Origin of the sequence: Hymenobacter crusticola (genome assembly GCF_002154225.1) — a bacterium.
Taxonomy (GTDB): Bacteria; Bacteroidota; Bacteroidia; order Cytophagales; family Hymenobacteraceae; genus Hymenobacter; species Hymenobacter crusticola.
In genome coordinates this window covers 111,209-131,791 of record NZ_MTSE01000012.1, presented here as the reverse complement: position 1 = coordinate 131,791, position 20,583 = coordinate 111,209, and the positions used below count along the sequence as shown (strand labels likewise).

Annotated in this window: 14 protein-coding genes; 9 read left to right on the top strand and 5 right to left on the bottom strand. The window is 55.9% G+C overall.

Going from position 1 to position 20,583, the window contains the following annotated elements:
• Positions 1-31 precede the first annotated feature (31 nt).
• A complete protein-coding gene (locus tag BXP70_RS19625) occupies positions 32-613 on the bottom strand; it encodes a hypothetical protein (protein ID WP_086595820.1) in 582 nt (193 codons plus the stop codon).
• Positions 614-1,060: 447 nt separating this feature from the next.
• Between BXP70_RS19625 and BXP70_RS19620 the strand changes: the two genes are divergently transcribed.
• Both BXP70_RS19620 and BXP70_RS19615 read left to right on the top strand, forming a co-directional pair.
• Positions 1,061-2,305 (top strand): efflux RND transporter periplasmic adaptor subunit, encoded by a 1,245-nt coding sequence (locus tag BXP70_RS19620; protein WP_086595819.1) that lies wholly within the window; start codon positions 1,061-1,063, stop codon positions 2,303-2,305.
• Between the two features lie 27 nt (positions 2,306-2,332).
• Entirely contained in the window at positions 2,333-3,877 is a 1,545-nt protein-coding gene (locus BXP70_RS19615) for a TolC family protein (protein WP_245849691.1), read from the top strand.
• Between the two features lie 170 nt (positions 3,878-4,047).
• Here BXP70_RS19615 and BXP70_RS19610 read toward each other — a convergent pair whose 3' ends face one another.
• From BXP70_RS19610 to BXP70_RS19595, 4 genes are all read right to left on the bottom strand, one after another.
• On the bottom strand, positions 4,048-5,487 hold the full coding sequence (locus BXP70_RS19610; RefSeq protein WP_086595818.1) for a TolC family protein: 1,440 nt from the start codon (positions 5,485-5,487) through the stop codon (positions 4,048-4,050).
• Positions 5,480-8,668 carry an efflux RND transporter permease subunit gene (locus tag BXP70_RS19605; protein ID WP_086595817.1) on the bottom strand — a complete coding sequence of 1,063 codons (3,189 nt, stop codon included), beginning with the start codon at positions 8,666-8,668 and terminating at the stop codon, positions 5,480-5,482. Before BXP70_RS19605 ends, BXP70_RS19610 begins: the two co-directional genes overlap by 8 nt.
• Before the next feature lie 26 nt (positions 8,669-8,694).
• A complete protein-coding gene (locus tag BXP70_RS19600) occupies positions 8,695-9,774 on the bottom strand; it encodes an efflux RND transporter periplasmic adaptor subunit (protein ID WP_086595816.1) in 1,080 nt (359 codons plus the stop codon).
• 1,084 nt (positions 9,775-10,858) lie between these two features.
• Positions 10,859-11,971, bottom strand: a complete 1,113-nt coding sequence (locus BXP70_RS19595; RefSeq protein WP_086595815.1) for a serine hydrolase domain-containing protein — start codon at positions 11,969-11,971, stop codon at positions 10,859-10,861.
• A 411-nt stretch (positions 11,972-12,382) separates the two neighbouring features.
• Between BXP70_RS19595 and BXP70_RS19590 the strand changes: the two genes are divergently transcribed.
• The 7 genes from BXP70_RS19590 (at position 12,383) to BXP70_RS19560 (ending at position 20,392) form a co-directional block, all read left to right on the top strand.
• Complete coding sequence (locus BXP70_RS19590; protein WP_086595814.1) at positions 12,383-12,781, top strand: hypothetical protein; 399 nt, start codon at positions 12,383-12,385, stop codon at positions 12,779-12,781.
• A 537-nt stretch (positions 12,782-13,318) separates the two neighbouring features.
• Positions 13,319-13,693: a hypothetical protein gene (locus BXP70_RS19585; RefSeq protein ID WP_179197752.1), complete on the top strand. Its 375-nt coding sequence runs from the start codon at positions 13,319-13,321 to the stop codon at positions 13,691-13,693.
• Between the two features lie 485 nt (positions 13,694-14,178).
• Positions 14,179-14,847 (top strand): ABC transporter ATP-binding protein, encoded by a 669-nt coding sequence (locus tag BXP70_RS19580; protein ID WP_086595856.1) that lies wholly within the window; start codon positions 14,179-14,181, stop codon positions 14,845-14,847.
• Between the two features lie 72 nt (positions 14,848-14,919).
• The gene (locus BXP70_RS19575; RefSeq protein ID WP_086595813.1) at positions 14,920-16,182 is read left to right on the top strand and encodes an ABC transporter permease; all 1,263 of its coding nucleotides are present in this window, start codon (positions 14,920-14,922) and stop codon (positions 16,180-16,182) included.
• A 113-nt stretch (positions 16,183-16,295) separates the two neighbouring features.
• A complete protein-coding gene (locus BXP70_RS19570; RefSeq protein ID WP_086595812.1) occupies positions 16,296-17,489 on the top strand; it encodes an ABC transporter permease in 1,194 nt (397 codons plus the stop codon).
• Positions 17,490-17,596: 107 nt separating this feature from the next.
• Complete coding sequence (locus tag BXP70_RS19565; RefSeq protein ID WP_086595811.1) at positions 17,597-18,991, top strand: sigma-54-dependent transcriptional regulator; 1,395 nt, start codon at positions 17,597-17,599, stop codon at positions 18,989-18,991.
• A gap of 102 nt (positions 18,992-19,093) precedes the next feature.
• A complete protein-coding gene (locus tag BXP70_RS19560; RefSeq protein WP_086595810.1) occupies positions 19,094-20,392 on the top strand; it encodes a sensor histidine kinase in 1,299 nt (432 codons plus the stop codon).
• Positions 20,393-20,583 lie beyond the last annotated feature (191 nt).

The following is a 20,583-nucleotide window of genomic DNA, read 5'->3' as shown; positions in this document are numbered from 1 at the left end:
GCCTCTCTATAGCGTTCTTCTGGCAAAGAGGCTATTTAGCAGCCCGCTGGTTGATGAGTTGTAAGTACTGCGTCATCGCCATGTAGGTGCTCGCCGTGGCTTTGCCCGGCAGATGCAGGATGATTGCCACGCAATGACTGGTAGCCGCCTTGCCATCCATTTCGAAGGCAATACCGGCTTTGGCGTTGTCGTAGATGTAGTGTGGGCTAGCTTTTGGGGTAGGAGCGTAGGAGGTTGTTAGGCTAAGTGAGCTATACGCGTGACGAATGCTGGCTAGGGTAGAGCCGTTGTGCAGCCCCGTACTTGTGCGAAACCACGAAGAGGTGGCGCGCACCATCTGAATGGTTTTGCGCATATCAGGACCCGTGGCGGCGGTGTACACATCGAGCTGCGTGGGCGGCAGATGAGAGGCGGTGGGCTTGCCATACCATGTGGCCCACGCTTTTTGCATGGCCGCGTCGCTGGTAGCAGGCTTGCCTAGCTGCTCTAGTGTTTCGGGGCTAGCACCCAAAGCGATATTGCCGAGGCTGTGGCCCGGTACAATGAGCTTGTTTGGCGTAGCGGCCAGGCTAAGAAAAGCAAAAAGAAATAAGTGAAACGAGCGAAGGCGCATAAGGAGAAGATTAGAGCATACGTATACGGAATCTGTAGCGCGAAGCTGGCGCGTACCGTTCAACGACCGGTACCTAGGTTAATGCACGATTAGTGGTGCAACGATACGCGTAGCGCTAGCTTCGCGCTACGGGTTAGCATGACCGAATTTGTAATTTGACCTAGCTCTCCCGGATTTATAATCTGGCTGTAAGGAGCTGAGGATTCGTAATTCCTGCCCGCAAAGCGGGTAGCTACGCTCGAACGGTCATCCAAGTGGCGCTCATAGAAGATTATAAATCCGGTTGAGCGGGGCCCCAACATTTCCGTACACCTTGTCCAAAAGTGGACACTATTTACAAGCGTGTAGTGTGTTTATATGCTTGTAATAATCTGAAATACAAGCAGTTGAAAACATGGCATTGGCCTTGGCTAAGTAGATAGGAATTCACCTTCCTCCTGCTTAGAAATGGACAGAGCTATTTCCCCCGTCATTCAAGCCAAGCGTCGGCAGCGGCGCTGGCTGCTGGTGCTCGCTACGCTTGTTGTGGTAGCTGTTGGGTTGTGGGCGTTTCGCGGCGTGATGAAACCGAGCGTTAAGCGCGAAGACATCCTGATGGCTACCGTCGAAAACGGCGACGTAGAAGCCTCGCTCACCGCAAGCGGGCTGATAATTCCGGCCCACGAAGCCGTCGTAACCAGCCCTATTCAGTCGACCATTCGCCAGGTGTTACTCACGGCCGGGGCGAAGGTAAAACCTGGGCAAACCATCCTAGAGCTAGATAAAGATCTGACTGGTAGCGAGCTAGCGAAGCTGCAAGACGAGCAATTACAAAATCGCAATAAAAGCAATGTACTAGCCCTTTCCTTGGAGCGCAGCCTCAACGACTTACAGTCGCAGGAGAAGGTGCAGCAGGAGAAGGTACGCAGCCTGCAATCTACGTTGCGCGACGAGCAAAACCTGCTCAGCATCGGCTCGGGTACGCCGGAAGATGTGCGCCAGGCGGAGCTCAACCTGAAGATTGCCGACCTGGAGTTGCAACGTGTGCGCCGGCAGATTCAGAACCAGCGCCGGTCCAACCAAGCCGACGAGCTAGGCCTGGTGTACACTCGCCAAATTCAGGACCGCAACATCTCGGAGCTAGCGCAGAAGCTGCGCAATGCTAACATCAGCGCGGGCCAAGCCGGCGTGCTGACGTGGGTGAACGAAGACATTGGCTCCACCGTGAACCAGGGCCAAGTGGTAGCGCGCATCGCCGACCTGAGCTCCTTCCGGGTGCGCGGCACCATTGCCGACACCTACGCCGATTCGCTCCACGTGGGCGACGCTGTGCTGGTGCGCCTCAACGGCACCGATTTGCGCGGCACCATCAGCTCCATTAGTCCGGCCGCCGACAAGGGCGTGATGACCTTCTACGCCCAGCTCGACCAGAACAACCACCCGGCCTTGCGGGCCAATCTGCGGGCCGACGTGTACGTGGTGACGCGCGCCCACCGCAACGCGCTACGGGTGAAAAATGGGCCTTTTTACCAAGGGGGCCACGAGCAAACCGTGTTCGTGGTGCGCGACGGCGTAGCCACGCGCCGTACCGTGCGCTTCGGCGACTCCAACTTCGACTACGTGCAGGTAATCAGTGGTTTGCAAGCCGGCGATGAGTTGCTCATCAGCGACATGAAAAACTACGAGCAAGCCTCCGAGCTGACTATCAAATAGCACTTCACCCGACCGCCTTTCCGAGCTATGAAACGTATACCTTTTGCTGCGATCAAGCGTTCGTCCTTCCTGCTAGATGTGCTAGGCCTCTGGCTAATGATGTTGCTGGGTGTGAGCCTGTTGGTGGTGCTGCTGTTTGCTTCCGTAGCGGTTGCGCAGCCAACAACGCCAGCGCAACCTAGCACCCTGACGCTGCCCCAGGCCATTGACCTAGCCCTCCTGCAATCATCGGTGGCAAAACAAGCCGTGACCGACCGTGAAACTAGCTACTGGCAATACCGCTCGTTTCGGGCCGACTACAAGCCACAGCTCGCCTTGGAAGGAACGTTGCCCAATTACAGCCGCACCATCACGCCCGTCACCCAACCCGACGGCACCACCAATTTTCGGTACGTGCGCATCAACAATTCCTACCTAGCTTCCACCCTCACGCAAGGCATCGGGCTGACGGGCGGCAAAATTTCCATTGGCTCCAACTTGCAGCGCTTCGACAACTTCGAGGGCAACCAGCGCCTCTACAACAGCAACCCCGTCGCCATTGGCATCTCCCAGCCCATCGCTGGCTTCAACTCATTGAGCTGGAATAAACGCATTGAGCCTCTGCGCTATGGCGAATCGCAGCGCCAATACGTGGAGGACCGCGAAGTCATTGCCCGCCGCGTGACGGAGTACTACTTCGACGTGCTGCTGCAACAAGTGAATGCCAAGGTGGCCCGCCAAAACCTGCACGCCAGCGAAGAAATGTTGCGCATGGGCCGGGAGCGGCACCGCCTAGGTCGCCTCTCCGAAAACGACCTGCTGCTGCTAGAACTAAACCTGCTCAATGCCCAGCAGGCCGAGGTGCAAGCCAACATCGACGCCCAAAATGCTGCCGTTGACTTCAAGGGGTACACCGGCCTAACGATTGACCCCAGCACCGCCCTGAACGTGCCGGCCGCTACTCCCAAGCTGGCCGTAACGCCCGAAGCAGCCCTAGCCCAAGCCCGGCAATATCGTCGTGAAGCCCTGATGTACCAGCGCCGCTTGCTCGAAGCCGACCGCAACGTGGCCCAGGCCAAAGGCACCACGGGCTTCCAAGCGAGCCTCACGGCCTCTTTCGGCCTGGCCAGCAGCGGCGACCAATTTCGCACCAGCTACATCAACCCCAATGACCAGCAGCAGCTCCGCCTAGGTTTCGCCATGCCCATTGTGGACTGGGGCAAGACGCGCGCCGTGGTAAAGACGGCTGAAATCAACCGGCAGCAGGTGCAGCGTACTGTGGAGCAGGAACAGATGACCTTCGAGCAAACGGTGCTGAGCCAAGCCGCGCAGCTAGGTTCTCTGGATCAGCAGCTTGCCCTTACCTCCCGCGCCGATTCGTTGTCGCAGCGCCGCTACGATATTGCCCGCGCCACCTACCAAGTGGGCCGCATTTCCCTCACCGACCTCAACATTGCCCAGAGCGAAAAAGACCGCGCCAAGCGCGCCTATATTGCGGCGCTACGAGCAAGCTGGGTGGCCTATTATCAACTGCGCACGCTCACCTTGTACGATTTCGAGCGGCGGCAACCCTTATTGGTAGCGGCGCAATAGATATTTTGCTCAACCGCTTTAAAACGGGAAAGCCCACCCCCGCAAAAAGCCGCTCGACTAGTTCAGCGGACTCCGGCAGTTACTTACTGCTTCGGATTCCATTTGCTGAACTAGTCGAGCGGCTTTTGCGGGGGTGGGCTAGCCTATTTGTCTGGTGTTAGGCAGCTAGGTTACTGCCAGCCGCCGCCCAAAGCCCGGTACACGTTGACAGTGGCATTGAGCTGCTGCATCTTGGTTTCAATCAGGTCGAATTTCGACTCCAGCGCTTCCCGTTGGGTGAAGAGCACTTCCGTGTAGTCGGCCCGGGCTGAGCGGAAGAGGCTGTTTGAAATCGTGCTCGACTGGTTGAGCGCCTGCACGGCCAGGGCTTTCTCGCCATAACTTTTCTCCAGGTTGCTGATGTTGGCGACTTGATTAGCTACCTCAATGTAGGCGTTCAGCACCGTCCGCTCGTAATTGTAAGCGGCTTGGGTTTGTAGGGCGTTGGCGTTGCCATACACGGCTTTGATACCGTTCCGGTTCACCAACGGAGCCACCAAATCACCGGCCAGCGAATACAGCATCGATTCGGGCGTGGTAAACAGCAAGCCGGGTTTGAACGCCTCAAAACCTGCCGAACCGGTAATGCGCAGCGCCGGGTAGAAGTTGGCGCGGGCAATCTGCACGTCTAGCTTTGCCGCTGCTAGGTTCTGCTCCGCCTGCCGGATGTCCGGCCGGTTGAGCATCAGCTGCGAGGGCACACCCGCCTGGATAGTAGTGGGTACTAGGTCGTTGAAGGACGCGTCGTTCCGGGTGATGGGGCGCGGATACCGACCCGTCAGGAAGTTGATGCGGTTCTCGGTTTCGGTGATGCGCTGCTGAATGTTGTACTGCAAGCTGCGGGTGTTGTGCACCTGCGCCTCAAAACGCTGTACTGCTAGCTCCGTCACCCGTGCCGATTCTTTTTGGAGCCGTACGAGTTCTAGCGCGTTGCTTTGAATTTCAATGTTCTGCCGGGTAAGGGCCAGCTGGTTGTCGAGCGCCAGAAGCTCGTAATACGAGTTGGCAATTTCGGCAATCAGGTTCGTCACCGTGAAGTTCCGACCCTCGACAGTAGCTAGGTAGCGCAGGGCCGCCGACTTGCGAGCATTGCGCAGCTTGTGCCAGATGTCCACTTCCCAGCTGGCAAAAGCACCGATTTGGTAGTTCTGTAGCGGCTCGGGGTTGCGGTGCTCGGGCTTGATGTTGATTTCTTCCTCCGTAGCACCCTGGAGCGTGTACCGCCCTGGGCGTGCGGCATCGGCCTTGGCACCTAGGCCCACGAAGGGCAGGTACTCGCCCTTGCGGATCTGCACTTCATTGCGGGCAATCTGGATTTCTTGCTGCGCAATGTTAAGCTCCTGGTTATTTAGGAGCGCAGTGTCGATGAGGGCAGCGAGGTTCGGGTCGGTGAAGAACTGCTTCCACCGAACCCGACCTGCACTGGCTGTATCTTGAGCGGCGGCGTTGTTGTAGCTGGCCGGAACGCGTCGGTTCTCGTTTTTCACCACCAGCTCCGGCATTTTACAAGCCCCAACGGATAGCGACAGACAGGCTGCGCCTAGGTATTGATAAATGCGTCTCTTAAGCATGCGTCTCAACTTCTTCAACTAAAACATGAGGCTCAAACTCGGACAAGGGGTGTACATTTTCGTCCCCAATCAGCTTGCGGCCCGAGGCTAGGGTACCGAAGATGTAGTACAAGCCTGGCACGATGATGACCCCGAAAATGGTACCGAACAGCATGCCGCCGAGGGCCGACGTACCGATGGTGCGGTTGCCGATAGCGCCGGCGCCGTGGGCAATTACCAGCGGAATCAGACCGGCGATGAAGGCGAAAGAGGTCATCAGGATCGGGCGGAAACGCACCTTAGCACCCTCGATAGCCGCCTCGCGGACCGTCATTCCCTCTTCGTGCTTCTGCACGGCGAATTCTACGATCAGTACCGCGTTTTTACCCAGCAGACCCACCAGCATCACCAAGCCGACCTGGGCGTAGATGTTGTTAGCTAGGCCCATCGTCTTAATGAGCAGGAACGAGCCGAACACACCGGCGGGCAGCGAGAGGATTACGGCCAGTGGTAGCAGGAAGCTTTCGTACTGCGCGGCGAGCACCAGGTACACGAAGGCGAGCACCACGAGGAAGATATACACGGCTTCGTTGCCGCGGCCTACTTCGTCTTTCGACAAGCCACCCCAGTCGATGTCGTAGCCGCGGGGCAGAGTCTTGGCTGCTACTTCTTGCACGGCCTTAATAGCCTCACCCGAGCTGAAGCCCTGAGCCGCGTCGCCGCGGATGGAAGCCGTGGGGTACATGTTGTATCGGTTGATTTCGTTGGCGCCTTGGCTCTTCACAATCTTCATGAAGGCCGAGAACGGCACCATTTCGCCCTTGTCGTTCTTCACCCACATATCCAGCACGTCCTTGGGCAAGCGGCGGTACTCCGGCGAAGCCTGCACGAACACCTTGAAGAAGCGTTGGAACTTGATGAAACCTAGCTCGTAGGTCGAGCCAATCATGATGCTCAGCGTGTTCATGGCGTTGCCGATGCTCACACCTTTTTGCATGGCCAGCTGGTTATCGATCTGCAATTCGTACTGCGGATAGTTGGCCGAGAAGAAGGTGAACAGACCTGCTAGTTCTTTGCGCTTCTTCAGTTCTGCCATGAAATCCTCGTTTACCTTTTCCAGCGCTTTGTAGTCGCCGGTAGCGGTTTTGTCGAGCAACTGGAGCTGGAAACCACCTGCCGCGCCGTAGCCCGGTACTGCCGGTGGCTCGAAGAATTCGATGGTCGCGCCGGGAATTTCCTTGGCTTTTTCCTCCAGACTCATGATGATGTCGTGCACCGATTCTTTCCGCTCTGACCACGGCTTGAGGCTGATCAGCAGGGTACCGGCGTTCGAGCCGCGACCTTCCGTGAGTACCTCATAACCTGCCAGCGACGAAATGCTTTCGATACCAGGTACTTTCTCCGACAGCTTGGAGAGCTGTTGCGAGAGGGCGTTGGTGCGTTCCAGCGTCGAGCCGGGAGGCGTCTGGATAATGGCGTAGAGCATGCCCTGGTCTTCGGCGGGGATGAAGCCGGAAGGCAGCGTGGAGGAAATTCCGAAGATGCCTAGGCCGAAGGCTATCAGAATAGCGAAGGTGAGGATGCGACGGTCAACTACCTTTTCCAAGAAGTTAGTGTAGCGACCTGTCAGACGCTCGAAGCCGCGGTTGAACCAGTCGATGAAGCGGTTGATTGGCGTCTTCTTCCGGGCTTGGCCGTGATTATTTTTCAGAATCATGGCGCACAGTACCGGCGTCAGGGTCAAGGCCACAATACCCGAGATGACGATAGACGAAGCCATCGTGATAGAGAACTGGCGGTAGAAGATACCCACCGGACCACTCATGAAGGCTACCGGCACGAATACGGCCGTCATCAGGATGGTGATGGCGATGATAGCGCCGCTGATTTCGCCTACTACCTCACGCACCGCGCCATAGGGAGAGAGGTGCTTTTCCTCCATCTTGGCGTGCACCGCTTCCACCACCACAATGGCATCGTCGACCACAATACCAATGGCGAGTACCAGGGCAAACAGCGTAATCATGTTGATGGTCATCCCGAAGGCCTGCATGGCAATGAAGGCACCCACTAGTGACACCGGCACGGCGATAATCGGAATGAGGGTCGAGCGCCAGTCGCCGAGGAACAGGAACACCACAATGGCCACCAGGATAAAGGCGTCGCGCAGGGTATGAATTACGTTCTCCGTCGAAGCGTCGAGGAAGCTCGATACGTCGTAGCTGATCTTGTAATCCATGCCGGGGGGCATGGTCTTCTTCAGCTCTTCTAGCTTGGCTTTCACGCTCTTGATTACATCACTAGCGTTTGAGCCGTAGGTTTGCTTCAGCATGATAGCCGCCGAAGGGTAACCATCGAGGTTGGAGTAGATGTCGTAGAATTCCGAACCTAGCTCCACGTTGGCCACGTCTTTGAGGCGCAGCGTTTCACCGTTGGCGTTAGCCTTGATGATGACGTTTTTGTACTGCTCCACGTCGCTGAAGCGGCCCTGGTACGTCAATACATATTCCAGCGCCGAGGCTTCTTTGCCATCGGAGCGGCCGATACGACCCGGCGAACCGATAACGCTCTGGTCGTTCAGGGCTTCCATCACGTCATCCACGGAGAGGTTGTAGGCCCGCATGCGATCTGGCTTCAGCCACACGCGCATGGCGTACTGGCGGCTGCCTAGGATGCTGGCGCGGCCAATACCGTCAATCCGCTGAATTTCGGGCAGCATGTTTACCCCAGCGTAGTTGAACAAGTACCGCATGTCGGTATTCTTGTCCTTGCTGTAGAGGTTCACATACATCAGCATGTTCGGCACCACGCGGTTTACCACTACGCCTTCGCGCTGTACCAGCACCGGCAAGCGGTTCAGGATCTGCGCAATACGCGTGTTAACGTTTACTACGGCCTGCTCGGGGTTCGTGCCTAGGTTGAACACGATCTGAATGTTGGCCTCACCAGCAGACACGGCGTCGGAGGTCATGTACTTCATGCCGGGCACACCGTTGATTGCCTGCTCCAGTGGGATGAGCACCGATTCGGTGAGCACCTTAGCGCTGGCGCCCGGATATGCCGTGCTCACCATGACCATGGGCGGCGAAATCTCCGGGAACTGGGAGTTGGGCAGGGTATTGATGGCCAGGATGCCCAGGAACATGATTACCACCGATATCACGATGGCAAACACTGGCCGACGAAGGAATCTACTAAACATATCTGCTCTGTTTTGGCGTACCGACCCTACTCGGAGTACACTTTCAAGTGGGAGATTACCGTCTTCGGATCTTGGTAAGCGAATTCGATCTTATCTCCGTCTTTCACTTTCCGAATCCCTTCTAGCATAATTTTATCGCCGGCACCTAGGCCTTTAACGATGTATAGGTCAGGCATTTCAGCCGAGACGGTCACTTCGCGCTGGTGCACCACGTTGTTCTTGTCCACCACGTACACGAACTTCTTCTCCAGCACCTCGAAGGTGGCTTTCTGCGGCACAATCAGGGCGTTCTTCATGGGCGTGGTCATCAGCACGCTGCCCGTTTCCCCGTTGCGCAACAGCCCTTTGGGGTTGGGGAAGGTGGCGCGGAAGGCGATGTTGCCCGTTTCGTTATTGAAGTCAGCCTCAATGGTTTGTACAATGCCAGGCTGCTGAAATACCTCATTGTTCGCCATCAGCAGCTTCACATGGATGCCGCTGTCGCTTTTGGCGTGTGCTTTATAAGCTAGGTATTCGGCTTCGGGTACGTTGAAGTACACCCACATTTTGCTATTGTCCGACAGTGTCGTCAGCAAGTCCCCTTCGTCGACCAAGCTACCTAGCCGGCCCTGGAAGTGGTCCATGATGCCGTCGAAAGGCGCTTTGATGGTGGTGAATTGCAAGTGCGTTTGGGCCAAGGATACTTCGGCTTTGGCCTTGTCATACTTGGCCTCAGCCAGCGCCAACTCATTCTTAGACACCACGTTGTTGTCGGCCAGCCGCTTCGTGTTCTGGTACTCCAGGTTCACGTAGTTTGCCTCAGCCTGCGACTTTTTCAGTTCTGCCTGATAAATCATGGGCATGATCTGAAACATGAGCTGCCCTTTCTTCACGGACTGACCCTCGTCGACAAAGATCTTTTGCAGGTAACCTTTTTCCAGCGCCCGCAGCTCGATGTGCTGGATAGAGTGGATTTGGGCTACGTATTCTTTAACCAGCGTCGTGTCCTTTTGCAAAGGGCTAGTAACTAGAAACTTCACTTTCTCTTCCTTCGCTTCTGTCTTTTCTGTGCAGCTTGTAAAACAAACCACGCTGTACAAGCCCATGAGCATGAGCGTTCTTTTCATAAAAACCTTAAGTATCATAAACAGGTGATTGACAATCCTAGGAGACGTTGTTGGGGAGAAGCGTGCAAAAGGTGGTGAATGATTTAGGAAGGCGTTGGAGCTTGCAACCAGTAGCAGAGCAAGCTTCTTATTGCAGCTAAAGCATTGGTAATATGATTACTGCGATGATTCAATGCAGGGCTGAGCGACCAGGCAAAAGAGGCTAATGAGTGTTCAGGCAGGCTTTACAAGCAGTTTGCTCACGCCACGGTAGGCCGCAGGGCACTGGCAGAAGAATTGGATGAATTCCAACGTTGTGTGAGCAAAATCAAGGAAAAGTGCAGATGCTGCATGGCTGATATCGTGTGCTTGGTAGTACAAAACACTCACATCGACATGAAGACGATATGAAGGAATTGACTAAACACACCTAAAAAGTACTCCGTAAGCAAGAAGGCGTGTGACCTTTTTTGCGGCCTATACCGCCGATGATAGCCCCTCAAATGTGCCCTGATAAGTCTGCTGAGCAGTTGAGCTTTGCTAAATACGCCGAGTGGGATGAGTATACTGTGAGCACAAGGTTGCTCATCAATGCTGCGCCGGCTACAGTAGCCGGTGCTACATGAATTTATGAGTTGTACTATTTCGACAAGCAGGCTCTTTGTATAGCCTAGTTTGCATGTATGAAATAGTTACATTTCGTCTGCGAATAGGTCTGTGCTTCGGAAACAAAGCTTGCCCACGCATAAAGCCTATCTTCTCGCTATTGAATAGGACCTAGCTCTGCCACGAGGCGAATTGATCAGCTTTCGTGTGCCCCTGCAAAAGCAATTTTACTCACTGCCTCTGATAAGAGAGGTAGCCAGTTGAGAATATATCCAGGGCGTTATAGTTCTGTAGTTGAATTATTTAGCGAAATGTGCCGGCCCGACCATGAGAATAAATCTGCGGGCCATTATAGCTAGGTGAAAGCCCAGCAGGCGTTGGCGAGCCGCCCGACCTAGCTTTTGACAGTCGAAGCTAAGTTGGGCTGCTCGCCAACGCCTGCTGGGCATAAGAAGGGCACTTGTTGTGAGCGATATGCCGGGTTTCCAGCGGCAAACTGCTAACGCTCGTACTTTTTAATGGGCGTGTTGCGGTCTAGGTCTTTCATGTAGAACGCGGCGATGGCGCTGGCTAGGCCCGGTAGCAGTTCGCCGTCATTCGACAGCACAATCACGGTGTATCCTTCCTGGGGGAAACGCCAGACGTCACCTAGGCCTGGGCCGCCGCTATGTCCGGCACTCACGATGCCTTTCTCCGTGCCCAGCGCCCAGCCGGCCCTGGTAAACTCGGCATTGCCTTGGGGCAGACTGTCGCAGCCATACAGGAGCGGAGCCGCAAAAGCTTCCGGAAACAAGACTTCCTTGTCGAGGCCGATAGCCCACTGGACTAGGTCGTGCAAGGAGGCAAAGTAACCGCCCGCGGTGTAAGTGTACGCGGGGTAGAGATACTTATAGGCGCGCAGTTGGCCTTGCCAATCGTAGTAGGTAGTGGCTTTTTGTGAAATTAAATTGGTGCGAAGAAAGGGGCCAACCTGTTGTTCCATGTCGTAGGAGCCGTCTAGCATGTGCAAGGGCTGCGCTACTTCTTCCTGCAAGAGTTGTGGGAAAGGTTTGCCGTAGATTTTTTCCAGAATGTAGCCCAGCAGCATGAAATCGGCCTGGGCGTACTGCTGCTTGCTGCCAGGCGGGTAGGCAAGGGTGGAGTCGCGCAGGGCCCGCACCACGGCCGCGGTAGAAAGATATAAGTTGCCGTGAAAGTCGCGTATGCCGCTTGCGTGAGTCAGTAGATGTTTCACCCGGATGGGCTGCCACTGGGTCGGAATCGAATCTAGGTAGTTGCCGATCGGGTCGTCGAGGCGCAGCTTGCCTGCGTAAACCGTTTTCAACACCAGCGTTGAGGTAAGCAGCTTGGTACAGGAAGCAATCTGAAAGTTGGTGTGAGCAGTGACGGGCGCTTTCCATTCAACATTGGCGAGGCCGTAGGTAGCAACTTTACGTACTTCGCCTTTCTGAACGACGGCCACCGCTAGGCCGGGAATGCCAAGCGCCTTCATCTTCTCGGCAACGAAAGCATCCACTGCCTGACTAGTAGCGCTTGAACTCTGAGCAGAACAAGGCCGGAAACAGAACAACAGAAAAACGACAAAGGCTAGCCGGGCAATGAAGTGGCGCATAGAATAGAAAGGAGTGTGGGGAAGAAGGAAAAGCCCGCAGGCCGAGTGTCATCGCGAAGTGGCAGGAGTACCAGGCGCCGAGCCACTACGTTACACGCTCAAGCGAATAATTTCTGCGAGCAGAAGCTGGCTTTTCCCCGCAGAAAGTAGTGCTAGGATGGCCGGCCGGCTAGTGCCTCCTAGCCACTACACCCGCACAAACTCTTTTTTGTGACGCACAAGCTCCTGCCAGGGGCAAGGCTAGGTGCCTGTTTGTCTATGGTTTGAGGTTGCCAGGAAGCTAGGTGCAGCCCTTTCGAGGTAGCTTTCTATACTTCTGGGCTACTTCGTGCACGAAACCGCTAGTTGGTTTCACAAAAGAACTGTTGCCATCCTAGCTGTTATAGGATTCGTTGTTCTACTTACCCTGTTATGAATAAGAAGTACCTCTTCGGGTTGGCGCTAGCCGCGTTACTAGTTTGGTTTATCGTGGATGCGGTGTCGCAGCCTAGCCCGCAAGATCTGCCCGGTGATTTTGAGGAAGTGGGCATGTTCCGCAACGAGAATAACACGGGCCCCATCGTGCGCATCTACAGCGTGACGGTTGGCGACACGACGCGCTGGCAGGAAATGGAGCAGTACGGCAACCTGATGCCGTATACCAAGTACGGTACCACCAAGGTGTACTTCTTTGCCAAAGGTCAGCAGGCCCCGACTACGCTGCAGGCAACGCCGCCGCACTTCGCCCCAACCTTCAACCGCCACTGTTTGGCGTCTTACGAGAAAGACGTGATGAGTAAGGTGACGTTTCGAAAGCACCCATTTAGATAAGCAAAGCGAGATAGGGCTACATAATGACCAAATGTCGAGCGTCGTTTTACACATCGTCAAGAAATAATAGAACATTATTCTGACGCTTTCCGCGCTATAGAGCTAGCTAAAATACAAGGCAAAGAAATATTACGTGTCTTCTTGGAATAAGCTAGCTTTCTGTAAAGTCTTGTCTGCCGCACCTATATAAGGCTACAGAAGGTATCCGATTGGGTAGTCTGCGCTACAAGAGAGGCTTGTACCAGGGCTTTGCGTGCTTATCTGAGCTTAAGGCAAAGTTTAGTTGAGTAGGTCGTATGCACGGTAAGTTACGGTTGAGCTGTATCGGAATTGCCATACTCGCCAATTTTGTAAGTTACTCAAAAAACACCATAATATGTTAGTGAATAAAGAGCTATATAGCTGATCTATTGAACTAATTTAGTACGTTTGGCGTATTAGCACCTCATTAGTGCAAATAAGAGTACCCTGTTCTTTCACCACTTACACCAAAACCTTATGAAACGTACAAAAGCTGCATCTTGGACGGTTTGGACTATGGCTCTCGCTCTTAGCGCTGGCACGGCTCTCACTTCTTGCACGACCACTAGCACTGAGACGCCAACGGATAGCGGCACGACCAGCGGCTCAACTACGTCGGATGCAACCGGTACTACCTCAAGCGGTAGCACTACAGATGCTTCTACCACAGGTACCACCACTACGGGTACTACGGCTGGCACGACCACCACAGGCACCACCGACGGTACGACCACTACGGGTACCACCACGACCGGTACTACGGCTGGTAGCACCACGACCGGTACAACTGCTGGTTCTACGACCACCGGCACTACGGCTGGTAGCACCACGACCGGTACCACTGCTGGCACTACGACCACCGGCACTACCACCGGCGGTACTACTCGCTAGTAAAAAGAATTAACGGCGCTGCTAAAGCGCAGACCCATAAAAACCAGCTGCTCGGAATCGGGCAGCTGGTTTTTTATTGTCTGGACGCTACTAGAAGAAAGCTAGCTTCTCTCCCCATGTGAGGAGAGAAGCTAGCTTTTTTGCTTTCTGCTGCGCGGCGAACAGAAATCGTGCAGGCGTGCACGTCAAGAACGAACACCTTGTCCGGTTATGGACAATATTTTAGGGCGGCATTCTTGCTTAGGTGTGGTTAAAGTGTTGATTTGTAGATAATTAAAATTGTGGTACGCGACTTGGCTATTCTTACAGGTAAGTGCTTTGGTGTAGCTTAAAAGCGGACAATCCCTAGCTTTTGCTCGCCAACACGAAGGTGCCTTTCCAAACCCTAGCTTCGAAAACAAACCGCACGCCCCATGGAACCAACCCTGACCAAAAGCGCCCTGCTCCCGGATGCTGCCGCTTCTATCTCGCTAAAGAACACGCCCATGATCAAGCTCCTCGACATTGAGAAAGTGTACCAAACCGACACCATTGAAACGGTGGCCCTGAACCGCGTGAACCTGACCATCAACAAGGGCGAGTTTGTGTCGGTGATGGGCCCGTCGGGGTGCGGCAAATCGACGCTGCTGAGTTTGATGGGGCTGCTCGACGAGCCTACCGGCGGCACCATCGAAATCGACGGCCGATCAGTAACGAGCTACTCCGACCGGGAGCTAGCCCGCTTGCGCAACCACAAAATTGGCTTCATCTTCCAGAGCTTTCACCTCATCAACGACCTCTCGGTGCTCGACAATGTGGAGCTGCCCTTGCTCTACCGTGCTGGCCTGAGCGGCAAAGAGCGTCGGCAGCGCGCCCACGCCGCCCTCGATAAAGTAGGCCTGAGCGCCCGCACCCGTCACTTCCCCAGCCAACTCTCCGGTGGCCAACGCCAGCGCGTTGCTATTGCGCGGGCCCTAGCCGGCGCCCCGGAAATCATCTTGGCCGACGAACCTACTGGCAACCTCGACTCGGTGATGGGCGACGAGATTATGGACCTCCTGCTCGGGCTGAACCGGGTAGAGGGCACTACCATTGTGATGGTGACGCACGACGAGAACATGGCTCACAAAACTGAGCGGCTCATTCGCTTCTTCGACGGCAGTCAAGTTAGCTAGGTCCATTAATAGGTAACGAAGGCGTTCTGCTGCGCCAAGCTCAGCAGAACGACCACTAGTAGATAAACTCCCATGCTTCTTAGCTATCTGAAACTCGCCTGGAAGGTGCTCTTGCGGCGCAAGTTCTTCACCTTCATTAGTTTATTTGGTATCAGCTTCACGCTGATGGTGCTGCTGGTAGTGGTGGCCATGTTCGACCACACCTTCGGTGCCCACGCCCCCGAAACGAACCTCGACCGCATGCTGTTCGCGCAGTTTTTGCACGTCAAGTTCAAGAACGACGGCAACATGAATACGCCGCCGAGCTACTACGTTCTCAATAAATATGTGCGTACCCTGCGTACGCCGGAAAGTGTAGCCATTGCCTCCAATTTCCATGCTACCCCTAGCTACGTTGGCAACCGCAAACTCGACCTCGACCTGCGCTACACCGACGCTATGTTTTGGAAGGCGCTCGATTTTACTTTCCTACAGGGCAAGGCGTTCAGCGATGGGGAGGTGAAAGGGGCTGCTCGCGTGGCGGTTATCAACCAGACTACCGCCCGGCAATACTTTGGCACCGACCAGGGTGTGATAGGGCGCACCATTGAGATAAACCAAATCGGCTACCGAGTGCAGGGGGTGGTGGAAGACGTGCCCGCCATGCGCTTCATTTCCTACGCCGACGTCTGGGTGCCCATCACAACCGGCCCCGACGACTTGCAGCACGTAGGCCTCAACGGCGACTACCTCGCTATCATCACGGCCAAAAGTGCGGCTGATCTGCCCAATGTGCAAGCTGAGTTTCAGCGCGCTGTGCGTACCATTCCGTTGCCCGACCCGAAGAACATGAAGCGCCTGAACTTCTACGCCGACCCGTTGCTGGCTGCCGTTGTCACGCGGCAACTGTTTCGGCAGCTTACAGCCGGCGACACCCAGACCGATGGGCTCGGCATGTTCTACTCCATCCTGGGAGGCGTGGCCCTGCTGTTCATGCTGTTGCCGGCCTTGAACTTGGTGAATATTAATGTGAGCCGCATCATGGAACGCTCCTCCGAAATAGGGGTGCGCAAGGCTTTCGGCGCCACCGGCGGTACGCTGGTAGGGCAGTTCTTGGTCGAGAACATCTTCCTCACTACCCTTGGAGGACTGGTAGGCTTAGGGCTTGCCTATGTGGTCCTGCAACTCATCAGCGGCTCCGACATCCTAGCCTATGCGCATTTCGAGCTGAACTGGCGCATTTTCGGGTGGGCCTTGCTCGTGACGCTGATTTTCGGTGTGGTATCGGGCGTGTACCCAGCCTTCAAGATGTCGCGCCTACAGCCAGTGCAAGCCCTCAAAGGCAGCGGAAAGTAATATCGAGTGACGGTGTGCTAGGGTAGTTGAGTGAAGGTTAAAACGACACTACTCGACTATTCAGTTACCCTAGCACTCCGTCACTCAGCCACTCAATCACTCGATTTACTCTCATGATACGCCATCTGTTTACTTTGATCTGGAATCGCAAGCGGTCCAACTTCTTGCTGATGAGTGAGATTCTTCTGTCGTTTTTCGTGCTCTTCGCGGTGAGCGTGCTGCTGGTGAGCAACTACTACAACTACCAGCAACCCCTAGGCTTTGAGTACGAAAACGTGTGGGAGCTGAGCGTGAACCCCGGGCAGGACACCCTCAACCGCACCGAAAAGGTGAGCCAGATAATGCGCCGCTTGCAGAGCACGCCCGGCGTGGTAGCCGTCACGAGCACCAGCTCCAACACGCCTTTCTCGTTCAGTACCATGAACACCACCCAATACACTTATAAGGGGAAAGGTGGTCCGCTGACCGAGCGCTACGATGCCGACGACGACATGGTGAAAGTACTGCGCCCAAAGGTGGTGGCTGGCCGCTGGTTCGACCGCCGCGACGCCGCCGCTACCCGCCCGCCCGTGGTGGTGAACCAGAAATTTGTTGAAAAGCTCTTCGGGCAAGAGTCGCCAGTGGGCAAGGTGCTCGTTACGAGCGACGGCAAAGAGGAATGGCAGATAGTCGGCGTGGTAGAGACCTTCCGTTCGGGCAGCGACTTTGCCAGCAACGACCCCGCCATATTCGACCGCCGCATCTTACAGGATTCGGCCGTGCTCGGTGCTTACGAAATGCCCGTGCTGCTGGTGCGGGTGCAACCCGGCAGCGGTGCCGTGCTGGAGCAGCAAGTGGTGAAGGACATCAAGGACATCTCGAAGGGCTGGATAGCGAAAGTGAACACTCTGCAAGAAAACCGCCACGACAAACTCAAAATCATGCTGACGCCGCTAATAGCCCTCGGAGTGGTGGCGCTATTCCTGATCATCAACGTGGCGCTCGGGCTATTTGGCGTGCTCTGGTACAACATCAACCAGCGCAAGGCCGAAATCGGTTTGCGGCGGGCCATGGGGGCTACTGGGTCGGGTATCAGCGCGCAGTTCTTGGGCGAAATGCTGGTCGTGACGACCCTTGGGGTGCTTGGTGGAGTGCTACTAGCCGCGCAGTTTCCGCTGCTGGGCGCATTCGGCGTCGAAACGCCGGTGTATATAATGGCCATCGTCCTGGCCGCCCTCCTGATTTATACCCTGACGGCGATATGCGCCTTCCAACCTAGCCGTATTGCAGCCGGTATTCAGCCCGCCGTGTCGCTGCGCGAAGAATAAGTGCTCCGCCGGGCAAGTTCTTTCAAAAACGAGCCCGCAGAAGTACCTACTGTGGCACTTTCCTTTGCCGCTGCAAATTCCGTCCTTCGCATACCTTCCTTTCCGCCATGATCCTCATTATCGACGATGATATTGCCGTGCGTACCTCGCTGGGCCTGTTACTGAAGCAAGCTGGCTACGCCACCAAGGCAGTAGCCACGCCCGAAGAAGCGTTGCTTCTTGTGCGCGAAGTAGCGCCGCAACTCGTGCTCATGGATATGAATTACTCGCTCGATACTTCAGGCCAAGATGGTTTGCGGCTGCTCGGGCAGGTGAAGGAAATTTCCCCCAAGGTGCCGGTCATTCTCATCACAGGTTGGGGTTCAATCAGCTTGGCTGTGGAGGGCATGAAGGCTGGGGCGGCCGAGTTCGTGACCAAGCCGTGGAACAACGAAGCTCTGCTCCAAACCATCCGCACCAGCCTGAGCCTGGCCGAAGCTAGCGCCCAAGCGCCCGCAGCGGATGAAGCTAGCCTAGGTCGGCGCCAACTCGATAAGCAGTTCAATTTCAAGAACATCGTGGGGCAGGATGCGCAACTGCTGCACGTGTTGCGCAATGTGGGCCAGGTAGCCGCCACCGATGCCTCGGTGCTCATCGAAGGCGAGTCGGGGACGGGCAAGGAGCTGATTGCGGAGGCCATTCACCAAAACTCGCAGCGCCGCCAGAAGCCTTTTGTGAAGGTAAACCTAGGGGGTATTTCGGCGTCATTGTTTGAGAGTGAAATGTTTGGGCACCGCCGCGGGGCCTTCACCGACGCCAAAGCCGACCGCCAGGGGCGCTTTGAAATGGCCAACGGCGGCACCATCTTCCTCGATGAAATCGGGGAGCTCGACCTCGGTAGTCAGGTGAAGCTGCTGCGCGTGCTGCAAGACCGCACCTACGAAGTGCTCGGCGACTCGCGTAGCCGCTCCCTCGACATCCGCGTGATTTGCGCCACCAACCGCGACCTAGCCCAGGAAGTGCGCGAAGGCCGTTTTCGGGAAGATTTATTTTACCGCATCAACCTCATTACGGTGCGCCTGCCTGGCCTGCGCGAGCGGCCCGACGATATTCCGCTGCTCGCCCAGCACTTCATCAACAACCTGCGCACCACCTACAACCGGCCCGCCCTGAAAGTAAATACCCGCGCCTTGCACTGGTTGCGCGAGCAACAGCTGCCGGGCAACATCCGGGAGCTGAAGAACTTAGTGGAGCGCGCCGTGCTCGTGAGCGGCAAAGATGAGCTAGGCCCCGAAGACTTTCAGGCTCAAGCCCAACGTAGCGTCGCCAAAGCCCCCGAGCCCGGCGAACTGCCCGCCGTCGGCCTCATGACCCTCGACGAGATGGAAGCCCAGATGATCCGCAAAACCGTGGATTTTTATTCGGGCAACCTCTCGCGCGTGGCCAAAGCGCTAGGGTTGAGCCGCGGGGCGCTGTACCGGCGTTTGGAGAAATTTAACATTCCGTACGATGCTGCGCAGTAGCGACGCAAGCTTTTACGTCTCCTGGTTGCTGAGGTTAGGTGCAGACCGAGCCATTCAATTGACCGCCGCAAAATATTGCGTCGCTACACCGTTCTTTACGGCATGACCCTCCGCACCAAGTATATTCTGTTCGTCGTACTCATTCACGCGGCTATTGCGGGGCTAGCTTTTCAGTTTCGGGAGTCCAATATGTGGCTGTTTATGGCCACGGAGGTGTTATTGCTAGGCACGGCGTATGTCAGCGTGCAGCTGTACCGGGGGTTTGTGCGGCCACTGAACCTGATTGCCGCTGGCACCGAAGCCATCCGCGACCGAGATTTTACCATGAAGTTTCTTCCGGTCGGCCAGACCGAGATGGACCAACTCATTGATACTTATAACACCATGATCGACGAGCTGCGGCATGAGCGCGTAACTCAGCAAGAAAAGAGCTTCCTGCTCGAACGCCTCATTGCCGCTTCGCCCGCCGGCATTTTGCTACTCAGCTTCGATGGCAATATTGAGGGCTTGAACCCGGCAGCAGAACAATGTCTGCGCCTAGCTCCGGTCGAACTAGTTGGAAAGAAGCCCGCCGAACTGCCCGGAGAGTGGGGGCGGGCCTTGGGAGCATTGCAGCCGGGGCAACCGCAGCTGGTGCAGCTGTCGGGGTTACAGACCTACCGGGCTAGCTCGTCGCACTTTCTGGATCGGGGCTTCACGCGCTACTTCATCTTGCTCGAAGAACTGACCCAGGAGTTGATTCGGCAGGAAAAGCAGGCGTATGAGAAGCTGATCCGGATGATGTCGCACGAAATCAACAACTCCATCGGCGCCGTCAACTCCATTCTGCAATCGTTCCACTACTACGCCCCGCAGCTCAGCACCGACGACCAACCCGATTTCACGGAGGCCCTGGATGTATCCATCAACCGCAACACGCACCTAGCTAACTTCATTGCCGGCTTCGCCAACCTGGTGCGCCTGCCTGCGCCCACGCCGCGCCCCACCGATGTGCACGAGCTGCTAAAATCCACTTGCCGGCTCTTGCAAGTGCAAAGTGAAAAGCGCAACATCAAGTGGCACTGGGACCTAGCTTCTGGACCGCTGTTCGTGAACCTAGATGCCCAGCAGATGGAGCAAGCCCTGCTCAATATTTGCAAGAACGCTCTCGAAGCCATTGGCCACGACGGCAACCTTTGGGTGAGCACCACGGCCCAGCCCGCAGGCATCGTTATCGAAAACGACGGGCCCGGTATTCCGCCCGAAGTAGCGCCGCGCCTGTTCACGCCTTTTTTCAGCACCAAGCGCGACGGTCAAGGCATTGGCCTGACGCTGATTCGGGATATTCTCCTGCAACACAATTTCCACTTCAGCCTAGAAACGAAACCAACTGGCCGGACGCAGTTTCGGATAGAACTGTAGGCACGCGCCACGGCGCGTTCGTTGTTGCCCGACTCACGCCTGCCGGTCCGACGCCCTAGGCGTCCGACCGGTTGTTGCTAGAACGATAATCGCCCGCCTAGCTTTTGTAGCTGACTGCAGCCGACAACCCGTCGGACCAGCAGGTGTGAGCCGAGCAATGATGCGGGTCCAATGCTTAAGACGTCTGACCA

Coding starts and splice junctions, on each gene's coding strand:
- BXP70_RS19625 (WP_086595820.1), bottom strand. CDS start 613: ATGCGCCTTCGCTCGTTTCACTTATTTCTTTTTGCTTTTCTTAGCCTG.
- BXP70_RS19620 (WP_086595819.1), top strand. CDS start 1,061: ATGGACAGAGCTATTTCCCCCGTCATTCAAGCCAAGCGTCGGCAGCGG.
- BXP70_RS19615 (WP_245849691.1), top strand. CDS start 2,333: ATGAAACGTATACCTTTTGCTGCGATCAAGCGTTCGTCCTTCCTGCTA.
- BXP70_RS19610 (WP_086595818.1), bottom strand. CDS start 5,487: ATGCTTAAGAGACGCATTTATCAATACCTAGGCGCAGCCTGTCTGTCG.
- BXP70_RS19605 (WP_086595817.1), bottom strand. CDS start 8,668: ATGTTTAGTAGATTCCTTCGTCGGCCAGTGTTTGCCATCGTGATATCG.
- BXP70_RS19600 (WP_086595816.1), bottom strand. CDS start 9,774: ATGAAAAGAACGCTCATGCTCATGGGCTTGTACAGCGTGGTTTGTTTT.
- BXP70_RS19595 (WP_086595815.1), bottom strand. CDS start 11,971: ATGCGCCACTTCATTGCCCGGCTAGCCTTTGTCGTTTTTCTGTTGTTC.
- BXP70_RS19590 (WP_086595814.1), top strand. CDS start 12,383: ATGAATAAGAAGTACCTCTTCGGGTTGGCGCTAGCCGCGTTACTAGTT.
- BXP70_RS19585 (WP_179197752.1), top strand. CDS start 13,319: ATGGCTCTCGCTCTTAGCGCTGGCACGGCTCTCACTTCTTGCACGACC.
- BXP70_RS19580 (WP_086595856.1), top strand. CDS start 14,179: ATGATCAAGCTCCTCGACATTGAGAAAGTGTACCAAACCGACACCATT.
- BXP70_RS19575 (WP_086595813.1), top strand. CDS start 14,920: ATGCTTCTTAGCTATCTGAAACTCGCCTGGAAGGTGCTCTTGCGGCGC.
- BXP70_RS19570 (WP_086595812.1), top strand. CDS start 16,296: ATGATACGCCATCTGTTTACTTTGATCTGGAATCGCAAGCGGTCCAAC.
- BXP70_RS19565 (WP_086595811.1), top strand. CDS start 17,597: ATGATCCTCATTATCGACGATGATATTGCCGTGCGTACCTCGCTGGGC.
- BXP70_RS19560 (WP_086595810.1), top strand. CDS start 19,094: ATGACCCTCCGCACCAAGTATATTCTGTTCGTCGTACTCATTCACGCG.